The organism is Teichococcus aerophilus, from assembly GCF_014490485.1.
GTDB classification, from domain to species: domain Bacteria; phylum Pseudomonadota; class Alphaproteobacteria; order Acetobacterales; family Acetobacteraceae; genus Pseudoroseomonas; species Pseudoroseomonas aerophila.
This window is the reverse complement of the sequence record NZ_JACTVA010000006.1, coordinates 121,093-137,528: the sequence shown is the minus strand read 5'-3', so window position 1 is coordinate 137,528 and position 16,436 is coordinate 121,093. Positions and strand designations below refer to the sequence as shown.

At 68.7% G+C, this 16,436-nt stretch carries 17 protein-coding genes; 12 read left to right on the top strand and 5 right to left on the bottom strand.

Going from position 1 to position 16,436, the window contains the following annotated elements; all coding sequences use genetic code 11:
* Positions 1-314: 314 nt before the first annotated feature.
* A complete protein-coding gene (gene rdgB / locus IBL26_RS05710) occupies positions 315-932 on the bottom strand; it encodes an RdgB/HAM1 family non-canonical purine NTP pyrophosphatase (protein ID WP_187783493.1) in 618 nt (205 codons plus the stop codon).
* Positions 929-1,645, bottom strand: a complete 717-nt coding sequence (gene rph / locus IBL26_RS05705; protein WP_187783492.1) for a ribonuclease PH — start codon at positions 1,643-1,645, stop codon at positions 929-931. The genes rdgB and rph overlap by 4 nt, the downstream gene beginning before the upstream one ends.
* A 572-nt stretch (positions 1,646-2,217) precedes the next feature.
* Between rph and IBL26_RS05700 the strand changes: the two genes are divergently transcribed.
* Genes IBL26_RS05700 through IBL26_RS05645 form a run of 12 tightly spaced genes read left to right on the top strand, consistent with a single transcriptional unit; the run spans position 2,218 to position 12,863 of the window.
* The gene (locus tag IBL26_RS05700) at positions 2,218-2,850 is read left to right on the top strand and encodes a TetR/AcrR family transcriptional regulator (RefSeq protein ID WP_187783491.1); all 633 of its coding nucleotides are present in this window, start codon (positions 2,218-2,220) and stop codon (positions 2,848-2,850) included.
* Entirely contained in the window at positions 2,847-3,611 is a 765-nt protein-coding gene (locus tag IBL26_RS05695) for an ABC transporter ATP-binding protein (RefSeq protein ID WP_187783490.1), read from the top strand. The genes IBL26_RS05700 and IBL26_RS05695 overlap by 4 nt, the downstream gene beginning before the upstream one ends.
* Positions 3,608-4,336 carry an ABC transporter ATP-binding protein gene (locus tag IBL26_RS05690; protein WP_194443512.1) on the top strand — a complete coding sequence of 243 codons (729 nt, stop codon included), beginning with the start codon at positions 3,608-3,610 and terminating at the stop codon, positions 4,334-4,336. Before IBL26_RS05695 ends, IBL26_RS05690 begins: the two co-directional genes overlap by 4 nt.
* Positions 4,329-5,591, top strand: coding sequence for an ABC transporter substrate-binding protein (locus tag IBL26_RS05685; protein ID WP_367615375.1), 1,263 nt, complete (start codon positions 4,329-4,331; stop codon positions 5,589-5,591). The genes IBL26_RS05690 and IBL26_RS05685 overlap by 8 nt, the downstream gene beginning before the upstream one ends.
* 7 nt (positions 5,592-5,598) lie before the next feature.
* A complete protein-coding gene (locus IBL26_RS05680) occupies positions 5,599-6,462 on the top strand; it encodes a branched-chain amino acid ABC transporter permease (RefSeq protein WP_187783489.1) in 864 nt (287 codons plus the stop codon).
* Entirely contained in the window at positions 6,462-7,367 is a 906-nt protein-coding gene (locus tag IBL26_RS05675; RefSeq protein ID WP_187783488.1) for a branched-chain amino acid ABC transporter permease, read from the top strand. The genes IBL26_RS05680 and IBL26_RS05675 overlap by 1 nt, the downstream gene beginning before the upstream one ends.
* On the top strand, positions 7,364-7,834 hold the full coding sequence (locus tag IBL26_RS05670) for a GAF domain-containing protein (protein WP_187783487.1): 471 nt from the start codon (positions 7,364-7,366) through the stop codon (positions 7,832-7,834). Before IBL26_RS05675 ends, IBL26_RS05670 begins: the two co-directional genes overlap by 4 nt.
* A gap of 16 nt (positions 7,835-7,850) precedes the next feature.
* Positions 7,851-9,077, top strand: coding sequence for a metal-dependent hydrolase family protein (locus tag IBL26_RS05665; protein WP_187783486.1), 1,227 nt, complete (start codon positions 7,851-7,853; stop codon positions 9,075-9,077).
* Positions 9,077-9,883: an ABC transporter permease gene (locus IBL26_RS05660; protein WP_206684147.1), complete on the top strand. Its 807-nt coding sequence runs from the start codon at positions 9,077-9,079 to the stop codon at positions 9,881-9,883. Before IBL26_RS05665 ends, IBL26_RS05660 begins: the two co-directional genes overlap by 1 nt.
* Positions 9,884-9,887: 4 nt before the next feature.
* A complete protein-coding gene (locus IBL26_RS05655) occupies positions 9,888-10,940 on the top strand; it encodes an ABC transporter ATP-binding protein (protein WP_187783485.1) in 1,053 nt (350 codons plus the stop codon).
* Between the two features lie 28 nt (positions 10,941-10,968).
* Positions 10,969-12,006: an extracellular solute-binding protein gene (locus tag IBL26_RS05650; protein ID WP_187783484.1), complete on the top strand. Its 1,038-nt coding sequence runs from the start codon at positions 10,969-10,971 to the stop codon at positions 12,004-12,006.
* A complete protein-coding gene (locus IBL26_RS05645) occupies positions 12,003-12,863 on the top strand; it encodes an ABC transporter permease (RefSeq protein WP_187783483.1) in 861 nt (286 codons plus the stop codon). Before IBL26_RS05650 ends, IBL26_RS05645 begins: the two co-directional genes overlap by 4 nt.
* Positions 12,864-13,277: 414 nt before the next feature.
* Here IBL26_RS05645 and IBL26_RS05640 read toward each other — a convergent pair whose 3' ends face one another.
* The 3 genes from IBL26_RS05640 to prfB all read right to left on the bottom strand — a co-directional run bounded on the left by IBL26_RS05640 (position 13,278) and on the right by prfB (position 16,063).
* The gene (locus IBL26_RS05640) at positions 13,278-13,694 is read right to left on the bottom strand and encodes a pyridoxamine 5'-phosphate oxidase family protein (RefSeq protein WP_187783482.1); all 417 of its coding nucleotides are present in this window, start codon (positions 13,692-13,694) and stop codon (positions 13,278-13,280) included.
* Between the two features lie 504 nt (positions 13,695-14,198).
* The gene (gene ung / locus IBL26_RS05635; protein WP_187783481.1) at positions 14,199-14,912 is read right to left on the bottom strand and encodes a uracil-DNA glycosylase; all 714 of its coding nucleotides are present in this window, start codon (positions 14,910-14,912) and stop codon (positions 14,199-14,201) included.
* Between the two features lie 20 nt (positions 14,913-14,932).
* Complete coding sequence (prfB, locus tag IBL26_RS05630) at positions 14,933-16,063, bottom strand: peptide chain release factor 2 (protein ID WP_187783480.1); 1,131 nt, start codon at positions 16,061-16,063, stop codon at positions 14,933-14,935.
* Positions 16,064-16,436: the final 373 nt, after the last annotated feature.

Genomic DNA, 16,436 nt, shown 5'->3' with positions numbered 1-16,436 from the left:
GTTACGCCGGAGGCTTCTGGCCCTCGGCCGCCACCCTCCCAGATTGCGCTCCTAGTTCAGGTGAAGTGGTGGCGCGCCGAAGCTGGCGAAGCTGGCGAAGCTGGCGAAGCTGGCGAAGCTGGCGAAGCTGGCGAAGCTGAATTGCCAGGACCTCGACCTTCAAGAAAGCCAAGATCAGCGTGGCTGGACGGACCTATCGGTTCCAGGCTCCGGAAAACTGACAGCGGGGTCCGGGGTGGACTGTCCACCCCGGCGGGGGCCTGGGGGCAGCGCCCCCCAGTCGCGCCCGCCCCCGAGCGCATACCCTGCAAGGTTCACTCCTTGACCAGGCAAGCCTCCGCCAGCATCGCGAAGGCATGCGCCCGGTGGCTGATCGTGTGCTTCAGCGCCGGGTCCATTTCCGCGAAGGTCTGCCCGTGCCCGGTGGGCACGAACATCGGGTCGTAGCCGAAGCCGCGATCACCGCGCGGCGGCCAGACCCATTCGCCCGGGGCGCGGCCTTCGAAGCCCTCGGTGTGTCCATCCGGCCAGGCCAGCACCAGGGCGCAGGTGAACCAGGCGGTGCGGTCGGCCGCGTGGCGGGCCAGCTTCTCCACCTTGGCCATGGCAATGGCGTAGTCGCGCTTGCCATCCGCCTGCACCGCCCAGTCGGCCGTGTAGACGCCCGGTGCACCATCCAGCGCGCCGACGGAGAAGCCGCTGTCATCCGCCAGCGCCACCAGGCCGGATGCCTTGGCCGCCGCCTGCGCCTTCAGCGTGGCGTTGCCGAGGAAGGTGGTCTCCGTCTCCTCCGGCTCCGGCAGGCCGAGTTCGCCGGCGCTGACGATGCTGATGCCGTATTCGGCCAGCAGGGCGGCATTCTCCCGCACCTTGCCGGCGTTGTGGCTGGCCATGACGATCCTGCGTTCGGTCAGCTTGCGATGCGTGCTCATGCGCCGATGGCCTTTCTCTGTGCCGCGAACAGTTCCGCCGTGCCCTTCCGGGCCAGGCCCAGCAGGCCGAGCAGTTGCGCTTCGGCGAAGGGTTCGCCCTCCGCCGTGGCCTGGATCTCCACGATGCCACCGGTGCCGGTCAGCACGAAATTGGCGTCCGCCTGGGCGGCGCTGTCCTCGGCATAATCCAGGTCCAGCACCGGCTCCCCACCCCACAGGCCGCAGGAGACGGCGGCCACCTGGCCGATGATCGGGTTGGCGGCGATCACCCGCTTCGCCACGCAATGCTGGAAGGCCAGGTGCAACGCCACCCAGGCCCCGGTGATGGCGGCGCAGCGCGTGCCACCATCGGCCGTCAGCACGTCGCAATCCAGGGTGATGGACAGTTCGCCCATCGCCTTGCGGTCCACCACGGCGCGCAGGCTGCGGCCGATGAGGCGCTGGATCTCCTGCGTGCGGCCGGACTGCTTGCCGCGCGCCGCCTCCCGGTCCCCCCGGCTATGGGTGGCGCGAGGCAGCATGCCGTACTCGGCCGTCACCCAGCCCTCGCCCTTGCCGCGCAGGAAGCCCGGCACCCGGCCCTCGACACTGGCGGTGCACAACACCTCGGTCAGCCCCATGCGGATGCGGCACGAACCCTCCGCATGATGGGCAGCGCCCGGTTCCAGGATGATGGTGCGCAACGCATCCGCGGCGCGGCCCGAAGGGCGCATGGTTCGATCCAGTCCTAGCCTTGAAGGGGCGGAGCAATGCCCGGCAGGTCGGGCGGCTGTCAAACACCTCGTCTCGCTCTTTCTGGGGAGGGCGAAGGCCGGGGAAGGGATTCCCCGGACCCCTTCTTTTACTTTTTCAAGTTTTCCGGGCGTGGCGTCTGAAAGCGCAGTCTTAAGAACGGCTGGGTGCGTCGGAGGTCCTAGACCTCCGGCGACTGACGGCTCAGCCCTTGGGGCCCTTTTAATATCATCAGAAGCATCCGCTCTCGGTCTTGAAGCGTGACGCCAAACTCGCAGAAAAAAGAAGGGGTCCGGGGAATTCTTTCCCCGGCCTTCCCTCCCCGCTCGGCACCCCCGGCCAAAGCGACATCGCCGCGCCTGTGATGACCTCGCGGTAACATGGGAAGAATCACAGGCATTCAGCCCAATTGATGGGCGAATGCACGTACCCACACCGCACTGCACCATAAAATTTGGGCAGTGAAGCCGAAAAACATGCTTGCGTGTTTGTTTTTTCAATCCTCCACTGCGGCGGTCCACTCTCATTCCCGCCGCAGGGGGCTGCCAGCATCATGACCAGTGCCGCGCCACGTCGCAGCCAGGAAGCGCGCAGCGAGGATACCCAGCGCCGCCTGCTGGAGGCCACGGTCGCGTTGTTGCTGGAGCGTGGCTACACCCGCCTGACCACGCCGGACATCGCCCGCCGGGCGGGATTGTCCCGTGGGGCGCTGACACATCATTTCGCCAGCAAGGAAGATATCGTGGTGCGCGCCCTGGGGGCGCAGCTGGAGGCGACGACCAGCGGCCTGCGCCGCTTCTGCGACAGCCGCCCGGCGCCTACCATGAACACCGACGACGTGGTGGACTACCTCTGGCCGATGATGGAGCAGGGGCTGTTCTACGTGACGTTGGAATACCTGCCGGAGGCCCGCAACAACCCCGGCTTCCGTGCCCAGCTATTGCCATTGGTGCAGGATTTCCACGCGGCGCTGGATGCCATCTGGACGCGGCTGTCGGAAAGCTACGGCGTGCCGCCGGAACAGGCGCGGGTGACGATGAATGCCACCATGTGCCTGATCCGCGGCATGATCGCGCAGACGGTGCTGCGCGACGATCCTGCATATTTCAAGCAGATCCTCGATTACTGGAAGGGCCATCTGCGCACCAGCCTGGGCGCGCGCCGGCCGGCGGAGCGCGCGGCGTGACGGCGGCCCTGGCTGTCTCCGGCATCACCCGGCATTTCTTTGGCGTCGCGGCGCTGGGGGGCGTGGAGTTCGCGGTGCCGGCCGGCAGCATCACGGGTCTTATCGGGCCGAACGGCGCCGGCAAGTCCACGTTGCTGAACGTCGTCTCCGGCCTGCTGAAGCCGGATGGCGGCGAGGTGCGCTTCATGGGCGAGGCGGTGACGGGCGCGGCGCCGCACCGCCTGGCCGCGCGCGGGCTGACGCGCACCTTCCAGGTCGCGCGCGGCTTCCCCAAGATGAGCGTGTTCCAGCACCTGATGCTCTACGGCCCGCGCCAGCCGGGCGAGCGGCTGTTGCAGGCGCCGATGTGGGGCGCCGCCGCCCGGCGGCGGGAGGCGGAGCTGGCCGAGCGCGCATGGAGCATCGCCCGGCGCCTGCGCCTCTCCCACGTCATCGACGCGCCCGTCACCGCATTGTCCGGCGGCCAGAAGAAGCTGGTGGAGATCGGCCGGACATTGATGGCCGAGCCGCGCATGATCCTGCTGGACGAGCCGATGGCGGGCGTGAACCCGACCCTGACGGCGGAGATCGCCGCGCACCTGCAGGCGCTGAACGCGGAGGGCATCACTCTCTGCCTGGTGGAGCACGACATGGCGCTGATCCGCCAGCTTTGCGGCCATGTCGTCGTCATGGCGCAGGGCCGCACCCTGGTCACTGGCAGCTTCGACGAAGTGGTGGCGAATACCGAAGTGCAGGAAGCCTATCTGGGGCGCCGGCATTGACCGCACCTGTCCCCGCCACGGGCATCCTGGTGGCCGAGGGGCTGGTGGCCGGCTACGGCGCCGCCGAGCAGATCCTGAAAGGCACCTCCCTGCGGGTGGAGCCGGGCGAGATCGTCACCATCATCGGGCCGAACGGCGCCGGCAAGTCCACGTTCCTGAAGGCGGTGGCGGGGTTGTTGCGGGTCTCCGCCGGCCGCATCGCCATCGGCGGGCGGGACGTGACGGGGGCGGACGCCATCGGCCGCGCCCGCGCCGGCATCTCCTTCGTGCCGCAGGAGAGCAATGTGTTCGGCCGCCTGTCGGTGGCGGAGAACCTCTCCATCAGCGGCTTCCTGGAGCCGGGCGAGACGACGCGGCGGGTGGAGGAGATGTACGCCCGCTACCCCATGCTGGCGGAGAAGCGCCGCGCCCTGGCGCGCACCCTCTCCGGCGGCCAGCGGCAGATCCTGGCGATGGCCATGGGGCTGATGGCAAAGCCCAGCCTGATCCTGCTGGACGAGCCGACCGCCGGCCTTTCCCCCCGCGCGGCGGACGAGCTGTTCGACGCCGTGGTGGCCCTGAACCGCGACGGGCTGCCAGTGCTGATGGTGGAGCAGCACGCGGTGGAATCGCTGGAAATTTCCCATCGCGGCTACGTGCTGGTCTCCGGCCGCAACAGCGTGGAGGGGCCGGGCCCCGACCTCGCGCGCGATCCCGAGATCCGCAGGCTGTTCCTGGGTGGCTGACAACACGCGCCGCGACCGGCGCCAAGGAGTAGACATGATCGACTTCCTCTCCGGCCTGGCTCAACGGTCCCTGGCGCGCCGCTCTCTGCTGGGCACCGCGCTCGCCCTGCCGCTGCTGCCGGCCGCCGCGCGGGCGCAGCAAAGCGGCCCCATCCGCATCGCCGCCCTCTCGCCGCTCAGCGGTGCCGGCGGCGCCTATGGCCCCAGCATGGTCAAGGCCATCCGCGCGGTGGTGGAGGAAGCCAACGCCGCCGGCGGCATCCTCGGCCGCAAGGTGGAGCTGGTGGTCGAGGACGACCAGACCAACCCCGAGGCCGCGGTGCGCGCCATGCGCAAGCTGATCGACGTGGACAAGGTCTCCGCCGTCGCCGGTGTCTGGGCCAGCTCGGTCGCCGCCGCCATCGCGCCGCTATGCTGGGAAAGCGGCACGATGCTGCTGACCTGCGCCGGTGCCGATGCGCTGACCAACCTGCCCCACCAGGGCTTCCTGGCCCGCACCCAGCCCAACACCACGCTGCAGGGCCGCAAGTTCGGCGAGTTCGCGCTGGCCCAGGGCGCCAAGCGCGTCTTCATGCTGTCGCCGCAGACGCCCTTCGTGCAGAGCCAGTTCGAGAACATCGCCGCCGCCGTGAAGGCCCAGGGCGGCGAGGCCGAGCTGCTGGTCTATGACGACAAGAAGCCCTCCTACCGCTCGGAACTGCAGCAGGCGCTGCGCTTCCGCCCCGATGCCATCGTGCTCGGCGGCTACCTGCCGGATACGACGGTGCTGGTGAAGGACATGCTGCGCGCCGGCTTCAACGGCACCCGCATCGCCTTTGCCTACTCGGTCAACCAGAAGCTGATCGAGAGCGTGCCGGCCGATACGGTGGAGGGCATCTTCACCATCGCCCCCTCCCCGGCCGAGGGCTCGCCCGCCTTCAAGCACATGACGGAACAGGCCGGCACGCCGACGCCCGACCCGTATTCCACGCAGAGCTACGACCAGGCCAATCTGGCGCTGCTGGCCATGCAGGCCGCCGGCACCGCCAGCGGCACCGCCATCCGCGACACGCTGCGCAAGATCAGCCAGGCGCCGGGCGGCACCGTGGTCAGCACCGTGACGGAAGGCCTGGCCGCGCTGAAGGAAGGCAAGGCGCTGAACTACGAAGGCGCCAGCGGCCCCTGCGACTTCACCGAGAAGGGCGATATCGCCGACTGCCAGTTCCGCTACGAACAGGTGAAGGCCGGCAAGCTCACCCTGCTGCGGATCGCCTGAGCCGGCGATGGAAGCCCTCCTCCAGGCCCTGGTGAACGGACTCCTCTCCGGCTCGCTGATCGCGGTGCCGGCGGTGGGCTTCACCGCCATCTTCGCCATCCTGCGCTACCCGAGCTTCGCCATCGCCGGTTATGTCTCGGTCGGCGCCTTCGCCGGCTGGTGGGTGAACACCCGCTTCGGCTTCGGCGCGCCGCTGGCCCTGCTGGCGGCCTTCGTGGCGGGCGGCCTCACCGGCCTGGTGTGCGAGCAGGGGCTGCTGCGGCGGCTGATGCCTTCCGGCGCGCTGACCGTCGCCATCGCCTCCATCGCCGTCAACCTGGTGCTGGAGAACGTGCTGCGCTTCTTCTTCGGCAACGACCTGCGCGGCTTCGACCTGCCGATCCGCCCGGACCTGATCCTGGGCGGCATCTTCATCGGCGTGCAGCAGCTGTGGAACCTGCTGCTGGCCGTCGTGGTGGTGGGGGCGGTGTTCGGCTTCCTGATGTTCACCCGCTTCGGCCGCGCCATGCGCGCGGTGGCCGACAACCCGGACCTGGCGCGGCTGAAGGGCATCGACCCGTCGCGCATCGCCGCCATCGCCGTCATGCTCGGCGCCGGGCTGGCGGGCGCGGGCGGCGTGCTGCTGGGCCTGGATACCTCGATCGACCCCATGACCGGCTACCGCGTCCTGCTCTCCGTCTTCGCGGCGGCGGTGCTGGGCGGCCTCGGCTCCATCCCTGGCGCCGTCGTCGGGGCCCTGGCGCTGGGGCTGGCGGAAGAGCTGTCCCTGCTGGTGGTGCCGGCCACCTACCGCACGGCGGTGGGCTTCGTCGCCATCCTGCTGATCCTGACCTTCCGGCCGCGTGGCCTGCTGGGCGAGAGGGCGGCCTGATGCTCTCCTACCTTCTCTTCTCCATCACCATCGGCGGCGTCTATGCGCTGCTGGCGCTGGCGCTGAACCTCGCTTGGGGCAGCGCCGGGCTGGTCAATCTCGGCCTCGCCGGCTTCTTCGGCATCGGTGCCTATGCCACGGCGCTGGCCACCGGCGCCGGGCTGCCCGTCGCGCTCGGCCTCGGCATCGCCATGCTGGCGGGCGTGCTGGCAGGCCTGATGGTCACCGGCATGACGCTGCGGCTGCGCGACGACTACCTGGCCATCGTCACGCTGGGCTTTGGCGAGGTGGTGCGGCTGGTGGCGCTGAACGAGCGCTGGCTGACCAACGGCGCGGACGGGCTTTCCGGCATCGCCGCCCCCGGCAAGGCGGCGCTCGGCACCGCCGGCTTCAACTGGGCCTGGTGCATCGGCGTCAGCCTGGTCGTGCTGCTGGTGGCGCTGTTGCTGCGGCGGCTGGATGCCGGCCCCTTCGGCCGCGCCCTGCGCGCGGTGCGGGAGGACCAGGAGCTGGCCGCCTTCGCCGGCAAGCCGGTGCTGCGGCTGAAGCTGCAGGCCTTCGCGCTCTCCGCCGCCATCGCGGCGCTGGCGGGCGCGCTCTACGCCCACTACCAGTCCTACATCTCGCCCGACCACTTCCAGCCGCTGATCACCATCTACATCTTCCTCGCCGTCACCGCCGGCGGCCTCGGCCGGCCGCTGGGCGCGGTGCTGGGCGCCTATGCGGTGGTGGCCTTCCTGGAAGGCACGCGCTTTCTGGCCGCCGAGGTGCCGGGCATCGAGCCGGTGCAGGTAGCGGCGCTGCGCGAGGCGCTGGTCGGGCTTTCCCTGTTGCTGGTGCTGCATCTCCGCCCACGCGGCGTGCTGCCCGAACGCATCCCCGCCGCGCCGAAGGTATCCGCATGACCGAGCTCCTCCCCCTGCTGGCCGAACCCGGCCAGCCCGAGACCCTCTACCGCGCCCTGCAGGAGGAGACGCGGCGGCTGGTCGGCCACCGGCTGTTCACCCTGCTCTACGTGGACGGCACCGACGTCGCCCGCGTCTGGTCCAGCCACCCGGCCGAATACCCGACCAGCGGCCGCAAGCAGATGACCGAGACGCCCTGGGGAACGCATGTGCTGGCCGGCGGCCAGCCCTATCTGGGCCGCGACGTCGCCGGTATCCGCTGGGCCTTCCCCGACCATGCGCTGATCGAGAGCATGGGGCTCGGCTCCGTCATCAACCTGCCCGTCCGCTACGACGGCCAGACCATCGGCACCTGCAACCTGCTGGATGCCGAGCACGCCTATGACGAGGCGGCCCTCGCCAAGGTGCTACCGCTGGCGCCCCTGCTGGTGCCCGCCTTCGTCGAAGCCCGCCGTGCCCGCAGCTGAAGAAGAAACAATCGCCATGACCACGATGTTCCTCGCCAACGCCCGTATCGTCGACGGCACCGCGCCCGAGCCCACCGCGCCCCAGGGCGTGGTGGTCGAGAACGGCACCATCCGCGAAGTCGGCGCCAATGCCCGCGCGCCGCAGGGCGCCACCGTCATCGACCTCGCCGGCAAGACGCTGATGCCGGGGCTGATCGACGCGCATGTGCACATCGTCGCCGTGGAGGCCAGCCTCGGCCGCAACGCAACGCTGCCGGATTCGCTGATCATGGCGCGCTCCATGCGCCTGCAGCACGAGATGCTGCTGCGCGGCTTCACCACGGTGCGCGACGTCGGCGGCGCCGACCACGGCCAGGTGCTGGCCAGCGAGCAGGGCTTCGTCACCGGCCCGCGCCTCGTCATCTCCGGCAAGGCGCTGAGCCAGTCCGGCGGGCATTGCGACTTCCGCGGGCCGTTCGACAATTCCACGCCGCGCTTCAGCCATCGCCTCGGCGCGCTGGGCCGGCTGGCCGATGGCGTGGCGGAAGTGCGCCGCGCGGCACGGGAAGAAATCAAGGGCGGCGCGCGCTTTATCAAGATCATGGCCAATGGCGGCGTGGCCTCCCCCACCGACCCGATCGACTTCCTCGGCTTCTCGCGGGAGGAGATCGAGGCGGCGGTGGAGGAGGCGCGCAACGCCGGCACCTATGTCTCCGCGCATCTCTATACCGATGACGGCATCCGCCGCGCGGTGGAATGCGGCGTCCACTCCCTCGAGCACTGCAACCTGATCACGGAGGAGACGGCGCGCTTCGCGGCGGAGCAGGGCGCCATCGCGGTGCCGACGCTGGTGACCTACGACAAGCTCTCCTCGGAGGGCGAGGCGCTGGGCATCGGGCCGGAAGCCGTCGCCAAGGTGGACAACGTGCGGCTGGCGGGGATGGACTCCATCGCCCGCATGCAGGCCGCCGGCCTGCCGATGGCCTATGGCTCCGACCTGCTCGGCGAGATGCACCGGCACCAATCGGAGGAATTCGTCATCCGTGGCCGCGTGCTGCCGGCGCAACTCGTCATCGCCTCCGCCACCCATATCGCGGCGAAGCTCTGCCGCATGGAAGGCAAGCTCGGCGTGGTGGCGCCCGGCGCCTTCGCCGATTTCGTCGTGGTGGATGGCGACCCGTTGCAGGACCTCGCGCTGCTGACGCGCCAGGGCGCGCACATGCCCATCATCATCAAGGGCGGCGCCCTGGTGAAGGGGGGCTGATGCCGCGCCACCTGCGACGCTGGGCGTTGAACGGAGCCGCCGGGCTGGGGCTGGGATTCATCCTGCTGCCGCTGCTGCTGGTGATGTGGCTGGCCTTCTTCCGGCAGGAGATCCCCTCCTTCCCGCCCGAAGGCTATTCGCTGAAGTGGTTCGCCGAGATTCCCGGCAACCGTGCCTTTACCTCCGGCTTCCTGCTCAGCCTGCAGGTGAGCATCGCCGCCACCGCCATCGGCCTGCTGCTGGCGGTGCCGGCGAGCATGGCGCTGGTGCGCAGCCGGCTGCCGCTGCGCGGCGTACTGAACACGCTGCTGCTGCTGCCGCTGGTGGTGCCGGGCGTCGTGCTCGGCGCCGCCTTCTATGTCGGTGAGCTGGAGCTGGAGATGGCGACGGAGTGGCCGCTGCTCGGCTCCACCATCGGCCTCGTCATCGCGCATACGCTGGTGGTCATTCCCTGGGCGGTGCGGCTGATCACCGCCAGCCTGGGCACGCTGAACCCGACGATCGAGGAAGCGGCGCGCAACCTCGGCGCCACGCCGCTGACCACGTTCCGCCGCATCACCCTGCCGGCCATCCGGCCCGGGCTGGTCGCGGGCGCGCTGTTCGGCTTCGTCACCTCCTTCGGCAATCTGGAGGCCAGCCTGTTTCTGGTGGGGCCGGGGCAGACCACGCTGCCCATCGCCATCCTCCAGTACCTGGCGTGGAAGATCGACCCCACCGTCGCCGCCGTGTCGCTGCTGCAGATCCTGGTGATCGGCATCGCGATGCTGGTGACGGACCGCTTCGTCAAACTTTCTCAGGTGGTGTGACGCCATGGCACGGCTCGAACTCAGCGGCCTTTCCAAGACCTATGGCGCCGTCACCACGGTGCGCGACGTCAGCCTGGATGTGCCGGACGGCGAATTCCTCGTGCTGCTCGGCCCCTCCGGCTGCGGCAAGACGACGACGCTGCGCATGGTGGCCGGCTTCGTCGACCCCAGCGCCGGCCGGGTGACGCTGGGGGGCGAGGACATCACCCACCGCCCGCCCTGGCGCCGCAACACCGGCATGGTGTTCCAGAACTACGCGCTGTTCCCGCATATGAGCGTGGCGGAGAATGTCGCCTTCGGGCTGGAGATGCGGAAGGTGCCGAAGCCGGAGCGCGAGCAGCGCGCGCTGGCCGCGCTCGGCCTCGTCCGCCTCTCCCAGTACGCCGCCCGGCTGCCACGGCAGCTCTCCGGTGGCCAGCAGCAGCGCGTGGCGCTGGCCCGCGCGCTGGCCATCCGCCCGGACGTGCTGCTGCTGGATGAGCCGCTCTCCAACCTCGACGCCAAGTTGCGGGAGGAGGTGCGGGTGGAGATCCGCCAGTTGCAGAAGCAGCTGGGCCTGACGGCGGTGATGGTGACGCACGACCAGGAAGAAGCGCTGACCATGGCCGACCGGCTGGTGGTGATGGCCGAGGGCGCCATCCGCCAGGTGGGCAGCCAGCAGGATTTGTATGAACGCCCGGCCGACCGCTTCGTCGCCGGCTTCGTCGGCCGCAGCACCTTCCTGCAGGGCCGCGTGGCCGAGCCCGGCGTGTTCCAGACCGAGGGCGGCCTGCGCCTGGCCTGCGACCCCGCCGCGCGCTCCGGCCCCGCCGTCATGGCCGTGCGGCCGGAAGCCATCCACCTGCATCCGGGGGCGGAGGATAACAGCCTCTCCGGCACGGTGGAGTTCACCTCCTATCTCGGCCCGGTGCTGGAGCTGCATGTGCGGCTCTCCCCCACCGAGCGCGTCGTTTTGCACATGCCCAACCGGGGCGGCACCCCCGCCGCCGGCCTGGGCGAGAGCGTGACCATCGGCTGGCCGCGTGCCGCCGGCATGGTCTTTTCCGAAGCTGCCTGACGAACCCCCCACAGCGGAGTTGCCCATCATGAGCGCCTTCCCCGTCTCCCGCCGCGCGGCCCTGCTCGGCCTCGGCGCCGCTGCCGCGCTGCCCATGCTCTCCCGCCCCGCGCTGGCCGCCGGCCGCGTCGTCGTCGGCACCTGGGGCGGCGACTATGCCCGCCTGCTGACCAAGAACATCGAGGAACCGATCCTGAAGCCGAAGGGCTGGGAAGTGGTGCAGGACCAGGCCTCGGACGCCCCGCGCCGCGCCAAGGTGCTGGCCGAGCGCCGGCTGCCGCGCGGCACCGTGGATATCCAGGGCTTCTCCGCCGCCAATATCTACGAGATCGGCGAGGCCGGTGCGGCGGAGGAGATCGACTATTCCAAGCTGACCAACGCCGCGAACATCATTCCGTCGATGCGCTACAAATACGGCATCGGCCACATCTATTCGGGCAAGGTTGTCATGTACAACCCGAAGCTGGTGGAAGCGCCCGTCAGCTTCCGCGATGCGATCGACCCGAAGCACGGCAGCAAGATCGGCTTCATCGACATCCAGTACCAGACCGTGATGGTGGCGGCGGCGCTGGCGGCCGGCGGCGGCGTGGCGGATATCGAGAAGGGCAAGCCGCTGCTGCTGGAAGCCAAGAAGGCCGGCGCGCGCCTCTACCCGACCAACGAGGCCTTCGCCCAGGCAATGAAGACCGAGGAGATCGCCCTCGGCATGATGTGGAAGGCGCGCGGCGTGCAGTGGCAGAATGCCGGCATCCCGCTGCAGATGGTGGCGCCGTCGGAAGGCATCCCGATGTATGTCACCGGCTTCCTCATCCAGAAGAACGCGCCCAACAAGGCCGGTGCCTACGCCTACATGGACGCGATGCTGGAGAAGTCCGCGCAGGACGCCTTCGCCATCGACATGGGCTTCAACCCGACCGTGACCAACGCCACGGTGGAAGCCGCCCTGCATGACCGCATCGGCTTCTCGGAGACCGAGCAGAAGCGGCTGGTGGACCTGGACTACGCCTACCTCGCCCGTGAAAACGCGGCGATGAAGGAGTGGTGGGACAAGGTCTTCAAGGCATGAGCCTGGGAACGCAGGGCCATGGCACCGCCGCCGGGCTGGTGACGCCGGCCACCATCTTCGTGGTGCTGACGCTGCTGGTGCCGCTGGCCCTGCTGTTCCGCTACAGCCTGAACGCCTTCGTGCCCGGGCAGTTCATGGTGGATGCGCTGACGCTGGAGAACTACGTCAAGTTCTTCACCGATCCGTTCTACACCGCCGTGCTGTGGCGCACCTTCCGCATCGCCTTGCTGGTGACGGTGATCTGCCTGTTCGTCGGCTTCCCGCTGGCCTACGTGCTGGCCCGCACCCGCAGCCGGTACAAGAACCTGCTGCTGATCGGCGTCGTGCTGCCGCTGTTCGTCGGCAACGCGGTGCGGGCGGCGGGTTGGATGGTGGCCTTCGGCGCCAAGGGGGTGGTGAACGCCTCCCTCATGGGGCTCGGCGTCATCGCCACGCCGCTCGACATCATGTTCACGGAGACGGCGGTGATCATCGGCATCACCGCGGTCAACCTGCCCTTCATGGTGCTGAGCCTGCAAAGCGTGATCGAGGGCATCGACCGCTCGGTGGAGGAAGCGGCCTTCAACCTGGGCGCGCCACCCTGGCGGATGATCGGCCGCGTGCTGGTGCCGCTGGCGGCACCCGGCATCGTCGCCGGCTGCATCCTCACTTTCATCCTGGGGATGAACGCCTACGCGACGCCGGTGCTGATCGGCGGCCCGCGCTTCCAGACCATGGGGCCGCTGGTCTATGGCCAGTTCGTCGAGCAGAATAATTGGCCCTTTGGCGGCGCCATCGCCTTCATCCTGATGACGGCGACGCTGCTGCTGACCATGGCCTCCAGCCTGCTGCTGCGGCGGCGCCGCGTGGCGGACTGAAGAAAGGGAAGGCTGGGGGAAGGAATTCCCCCAGGCCCCATCTTCTTTTCTCGAGAGAGGGGAGTTCCGCCGTCTTTGGCAGGCTCCCCCGTTCTCCTGGGCCGGATCGACATCCGGGCTTGGACAGGAAGGCCGGGGAAGGAATTCCCCGGACCCCTTCTTTTTTCTGCGAGTCTTTCGGGCGCGGATGTGGCGGTGTCAGCTTTTCCAGGCCCAGAGCAGGGTGACGCCGGAGGCTGCTGGTTCAGTCCAGATGGCCCGTGATTTTTCCCAAGGCCGCATCTGCTGGTCCTGAGTTCCACGCCAGCTGACAGAAAAGAGATGGCGTAAACGTCTACATTTACGCAGGAGAATTCTTTCCCCTGGCCTTCCCTCTCCCCCTGAGCCGAATGTCGATCGGCCCTGGCCTTCAGTTTACAGCGTGATTTCGCCGTCCTCCTCGCCGTTCCAGTAGTGGATGCGGGTTGCGCCGACCTCGATCATCACCACGCCCGGCGTGTCGATCCCCTTCTCGAACCAACGGTCCAGGTCCGGCGTCCAGTGTTCCTGGAAGCGCGCCTTGTCGCGCACCAGCTCCGCCTTGCCTTCCACCGCCACGGCGAAGGCCTTGGGACCCTGGAAGGTGAGGGAGACCTTGGGGTCGCGCTTGATCTCGCCCACCATGTGGGACTGCTCCCAGGTGAAGTAGTAGGAGCGGCCGTCATACTCGACCTCGCCATTGTTGCTCATCGGCCGGCTGGCGATCGAGCCATCCTCGGCGTGGGTGGAGAGCATGGCGATGTCGATCTGGCGCATCTTTTCCGACAGATCGGAGAGGCTCATCTGGCTCATGGTGCATGTCCCTTGGTGGCTTGCACCTGGAACGCCCGGCGCCACGGCCGGGTTTACGCCACCAGCTGATCAGGCCGCCCTTCTCGCACCCGGCGTGAGCGTGATCGTCGCAGTTAAATCAACCGAAGACATGAATCATGCGCCGGACCGGAGGTCGGTTCCACACCGGTGACGTCCTCCGATGCGGCCTGATCCTGGGGCAGCCTGCATGCCGGGACCGATCGACATTCAGCCGGCGCGGGAAGGAAGTTCGGGGGAAGGAATTCCCCTCAAACCCCATCTTTTTTCTACGAGTTCAGCGTCGGGCTTCGGACCTGGCCAATGGAGCCCTGCGGACGATCATGGACCACTCGGTCTGAACCGTGCGTAGCCGGCAAGATCTGAAAGGCCGATGCTCCCAATGCCACCCCGTGTCTCGAAGAAAGAAAAGAAGGGGTCCGGGGAATTCCTTCCCCGGCCTGTCCCTCAAATGGCAGCACCTGGAGAAAGGCCCGCCCCCAGCGCCTACAGCCGCCAGTCGATGCCGCCACGCCCCTGGCTCTCCAGAAAGGCATTCGCCTGGCTGAAGGGGCGGGAGCCGGCGAACGGCCGCAGGCTGCTGGCGCCGCGGGCGGCGGCCAGGGGCGAAGGGTGGTCCGATTCCAGCACCAGGTGCCGCGCCGTATCCACCATGGCCGCCTTCTTCCGCGCGTGCCCGCCCCAGAGGATGAAGGCGACCGGCGCCGGCCCCGCATTCACCGCCTGGATCACCCGGTCGGTGAACACGTGCCAGCCGGCGCGGGCGTGGCTGCCCGCCTTGCCTTCTTCGACCGAGAGCGCGGTGTTGAGCAGCAGCACACCCCGGTCGGCCCAGTCCGTCAGGCAGCCATGCGGCGGTATCGCCACGCCGCAATCGGCCGCCAGTTCCTTGTGGATGTTCCGCAGCGAGGGTGGAATCCGCACCCCCTCCGGCACCGAGAAGGACAGCCCCATAGCCTGGCCGGGCCGGTGATACGGGTCCTGCCCCAGGATGACCGCCTTCACCGCATCCAGTGGCGTGCGGCGCAGCGCGGCGAAGGTCAGCGCCGCTGCGGGGAAGATGTGCTTGCCCGCCGCGCGCTCGGCGGCCAGGAACGCCGCCAGGGCGCGCATAGTGGGCGCCTCGAACTCAGCGCGGAGGGCGACCTGCCAGCAGGGTGGCAGCGCGGCGAGGTCGGCGCTCCAGGATGCATCCGTCATCGGCGTGGCCGCGCGCCGGGTCAGCGCGCGTTCGCGCTGGCCTCGCTGCGGGTGGCACCGACGCGGCTGGCCAGGGCGGCGGCCATGAAGTCGTCGATTTCGCCATCCAGCACCGCGTCCGGGTTGCCCTTCTCCACATTGGTGCGGAGGTCCTTCACCAGCTGGTAGGGGGCGAGGACGTAGGAGCGGATCTGGTGGCCCCAGCCGATATCGGTCTTGCCGGCCTCTGTGGCGGCATTGACCTCTTCCCGCTTGCGCAGCTCCAGCTCGTAGAGCCGCGCCTTCAGCATATCCATGGCGATGACGCGGTTGCGGTGCTGGGAACGGTCCTGGGTGGAGGCAGCGACGATGCCGGTCGGGATATGCGTGAAGCGCACGCCCGACTCGGTCTTGTTCACGTGCTGGCCACCGGCGCCGGAGGCGCGGAAGGTATCGGTCCGCAAGTCCGCCGGGTTGATCTCGATCTCGATCTTGTCGTCGATCACCGGGAAGACATAGACACTCGCAAAACTCGTCTGGCGGCGGGCGGCGGCATCGAAGGGGCTGATGCGCACCAGCCGGTGCACGCCGCTCTCGGTCTTCAGCCAGCCATAGGCATTGGGCCCGGTCACCTGGATGGTGGCGGATTTGATGCCGGCCTGCTCGCCCTCGCTCTCCTCCGTCATGGTCACCTTCAGGCCACGCTTCTCGGCCCAGCGGGTGTACATGCGCAGCAGCATCTGGGCCCAGTCCTGCGCCTCGGTCCCGCCAGCGCCGGCATTCACTTCCAGGAAGGCGTCGCGCATGTCGGCCTCGCCGGAGAGCAGGCTCTCGATCTCGCGCCGCTTGGCTTCCTTGGCGAATTCCTTCAGGTCGGCCACGGCGGCATCAGCGGTGGCCGCATCGCCCTCCGCCTCCGCCATCTCGACCAGTTCCATCGCGTCGCGGACGTCCTGCTCCAGCTTCTGCACGCCCTCGATCTGGTCGGCCAGGCGGCCACGCTCGCGCATAACCTCCTGCGCCAGGTCGGGCTTGTCCCACAGCGTCGGGTCCTCGGCGCGGGCATTCACCTCGTCCAACCGGCGCAGCGCCACATCCCAGTCGAGGTGGCGCCGCAACAGGGCGATGGAATCCTGGATCTGCCCGTTCAGGGCCTCGGCATCTGCGCGCATGGGGGCTCTTTAGAACAAAAGCGGCCGAAGTTGAATGGGCAGCCTGCCTGGGATGGGCCGGGGCGGGGGAAGGCCGGGGAAAGCATTCCCCGGACCCCTTCTTTTTTCTGTGAATATTTCGGATGTGGTTGTAGTGGGCGTCCAGCCTGTTGAGCCCCAGGTTACGCCCAGAGGCCCGTGACGGCTGGAGGCCGGACCTTCAGCCCAGGTGGCCCCCACCGACTGACAGGAAAAAGATGGCGTAAACGTATACGTTTACGCAGGAGAATTCTTTTCCCTGACCTTCCCTCCTGTCGCGCGCCGAATGTCGGTAGGCGCCAGGCGGCGCCCGGCGTTCCGGGCCTGCGCAACCGTCAGCGCCTGTGAGGATGGA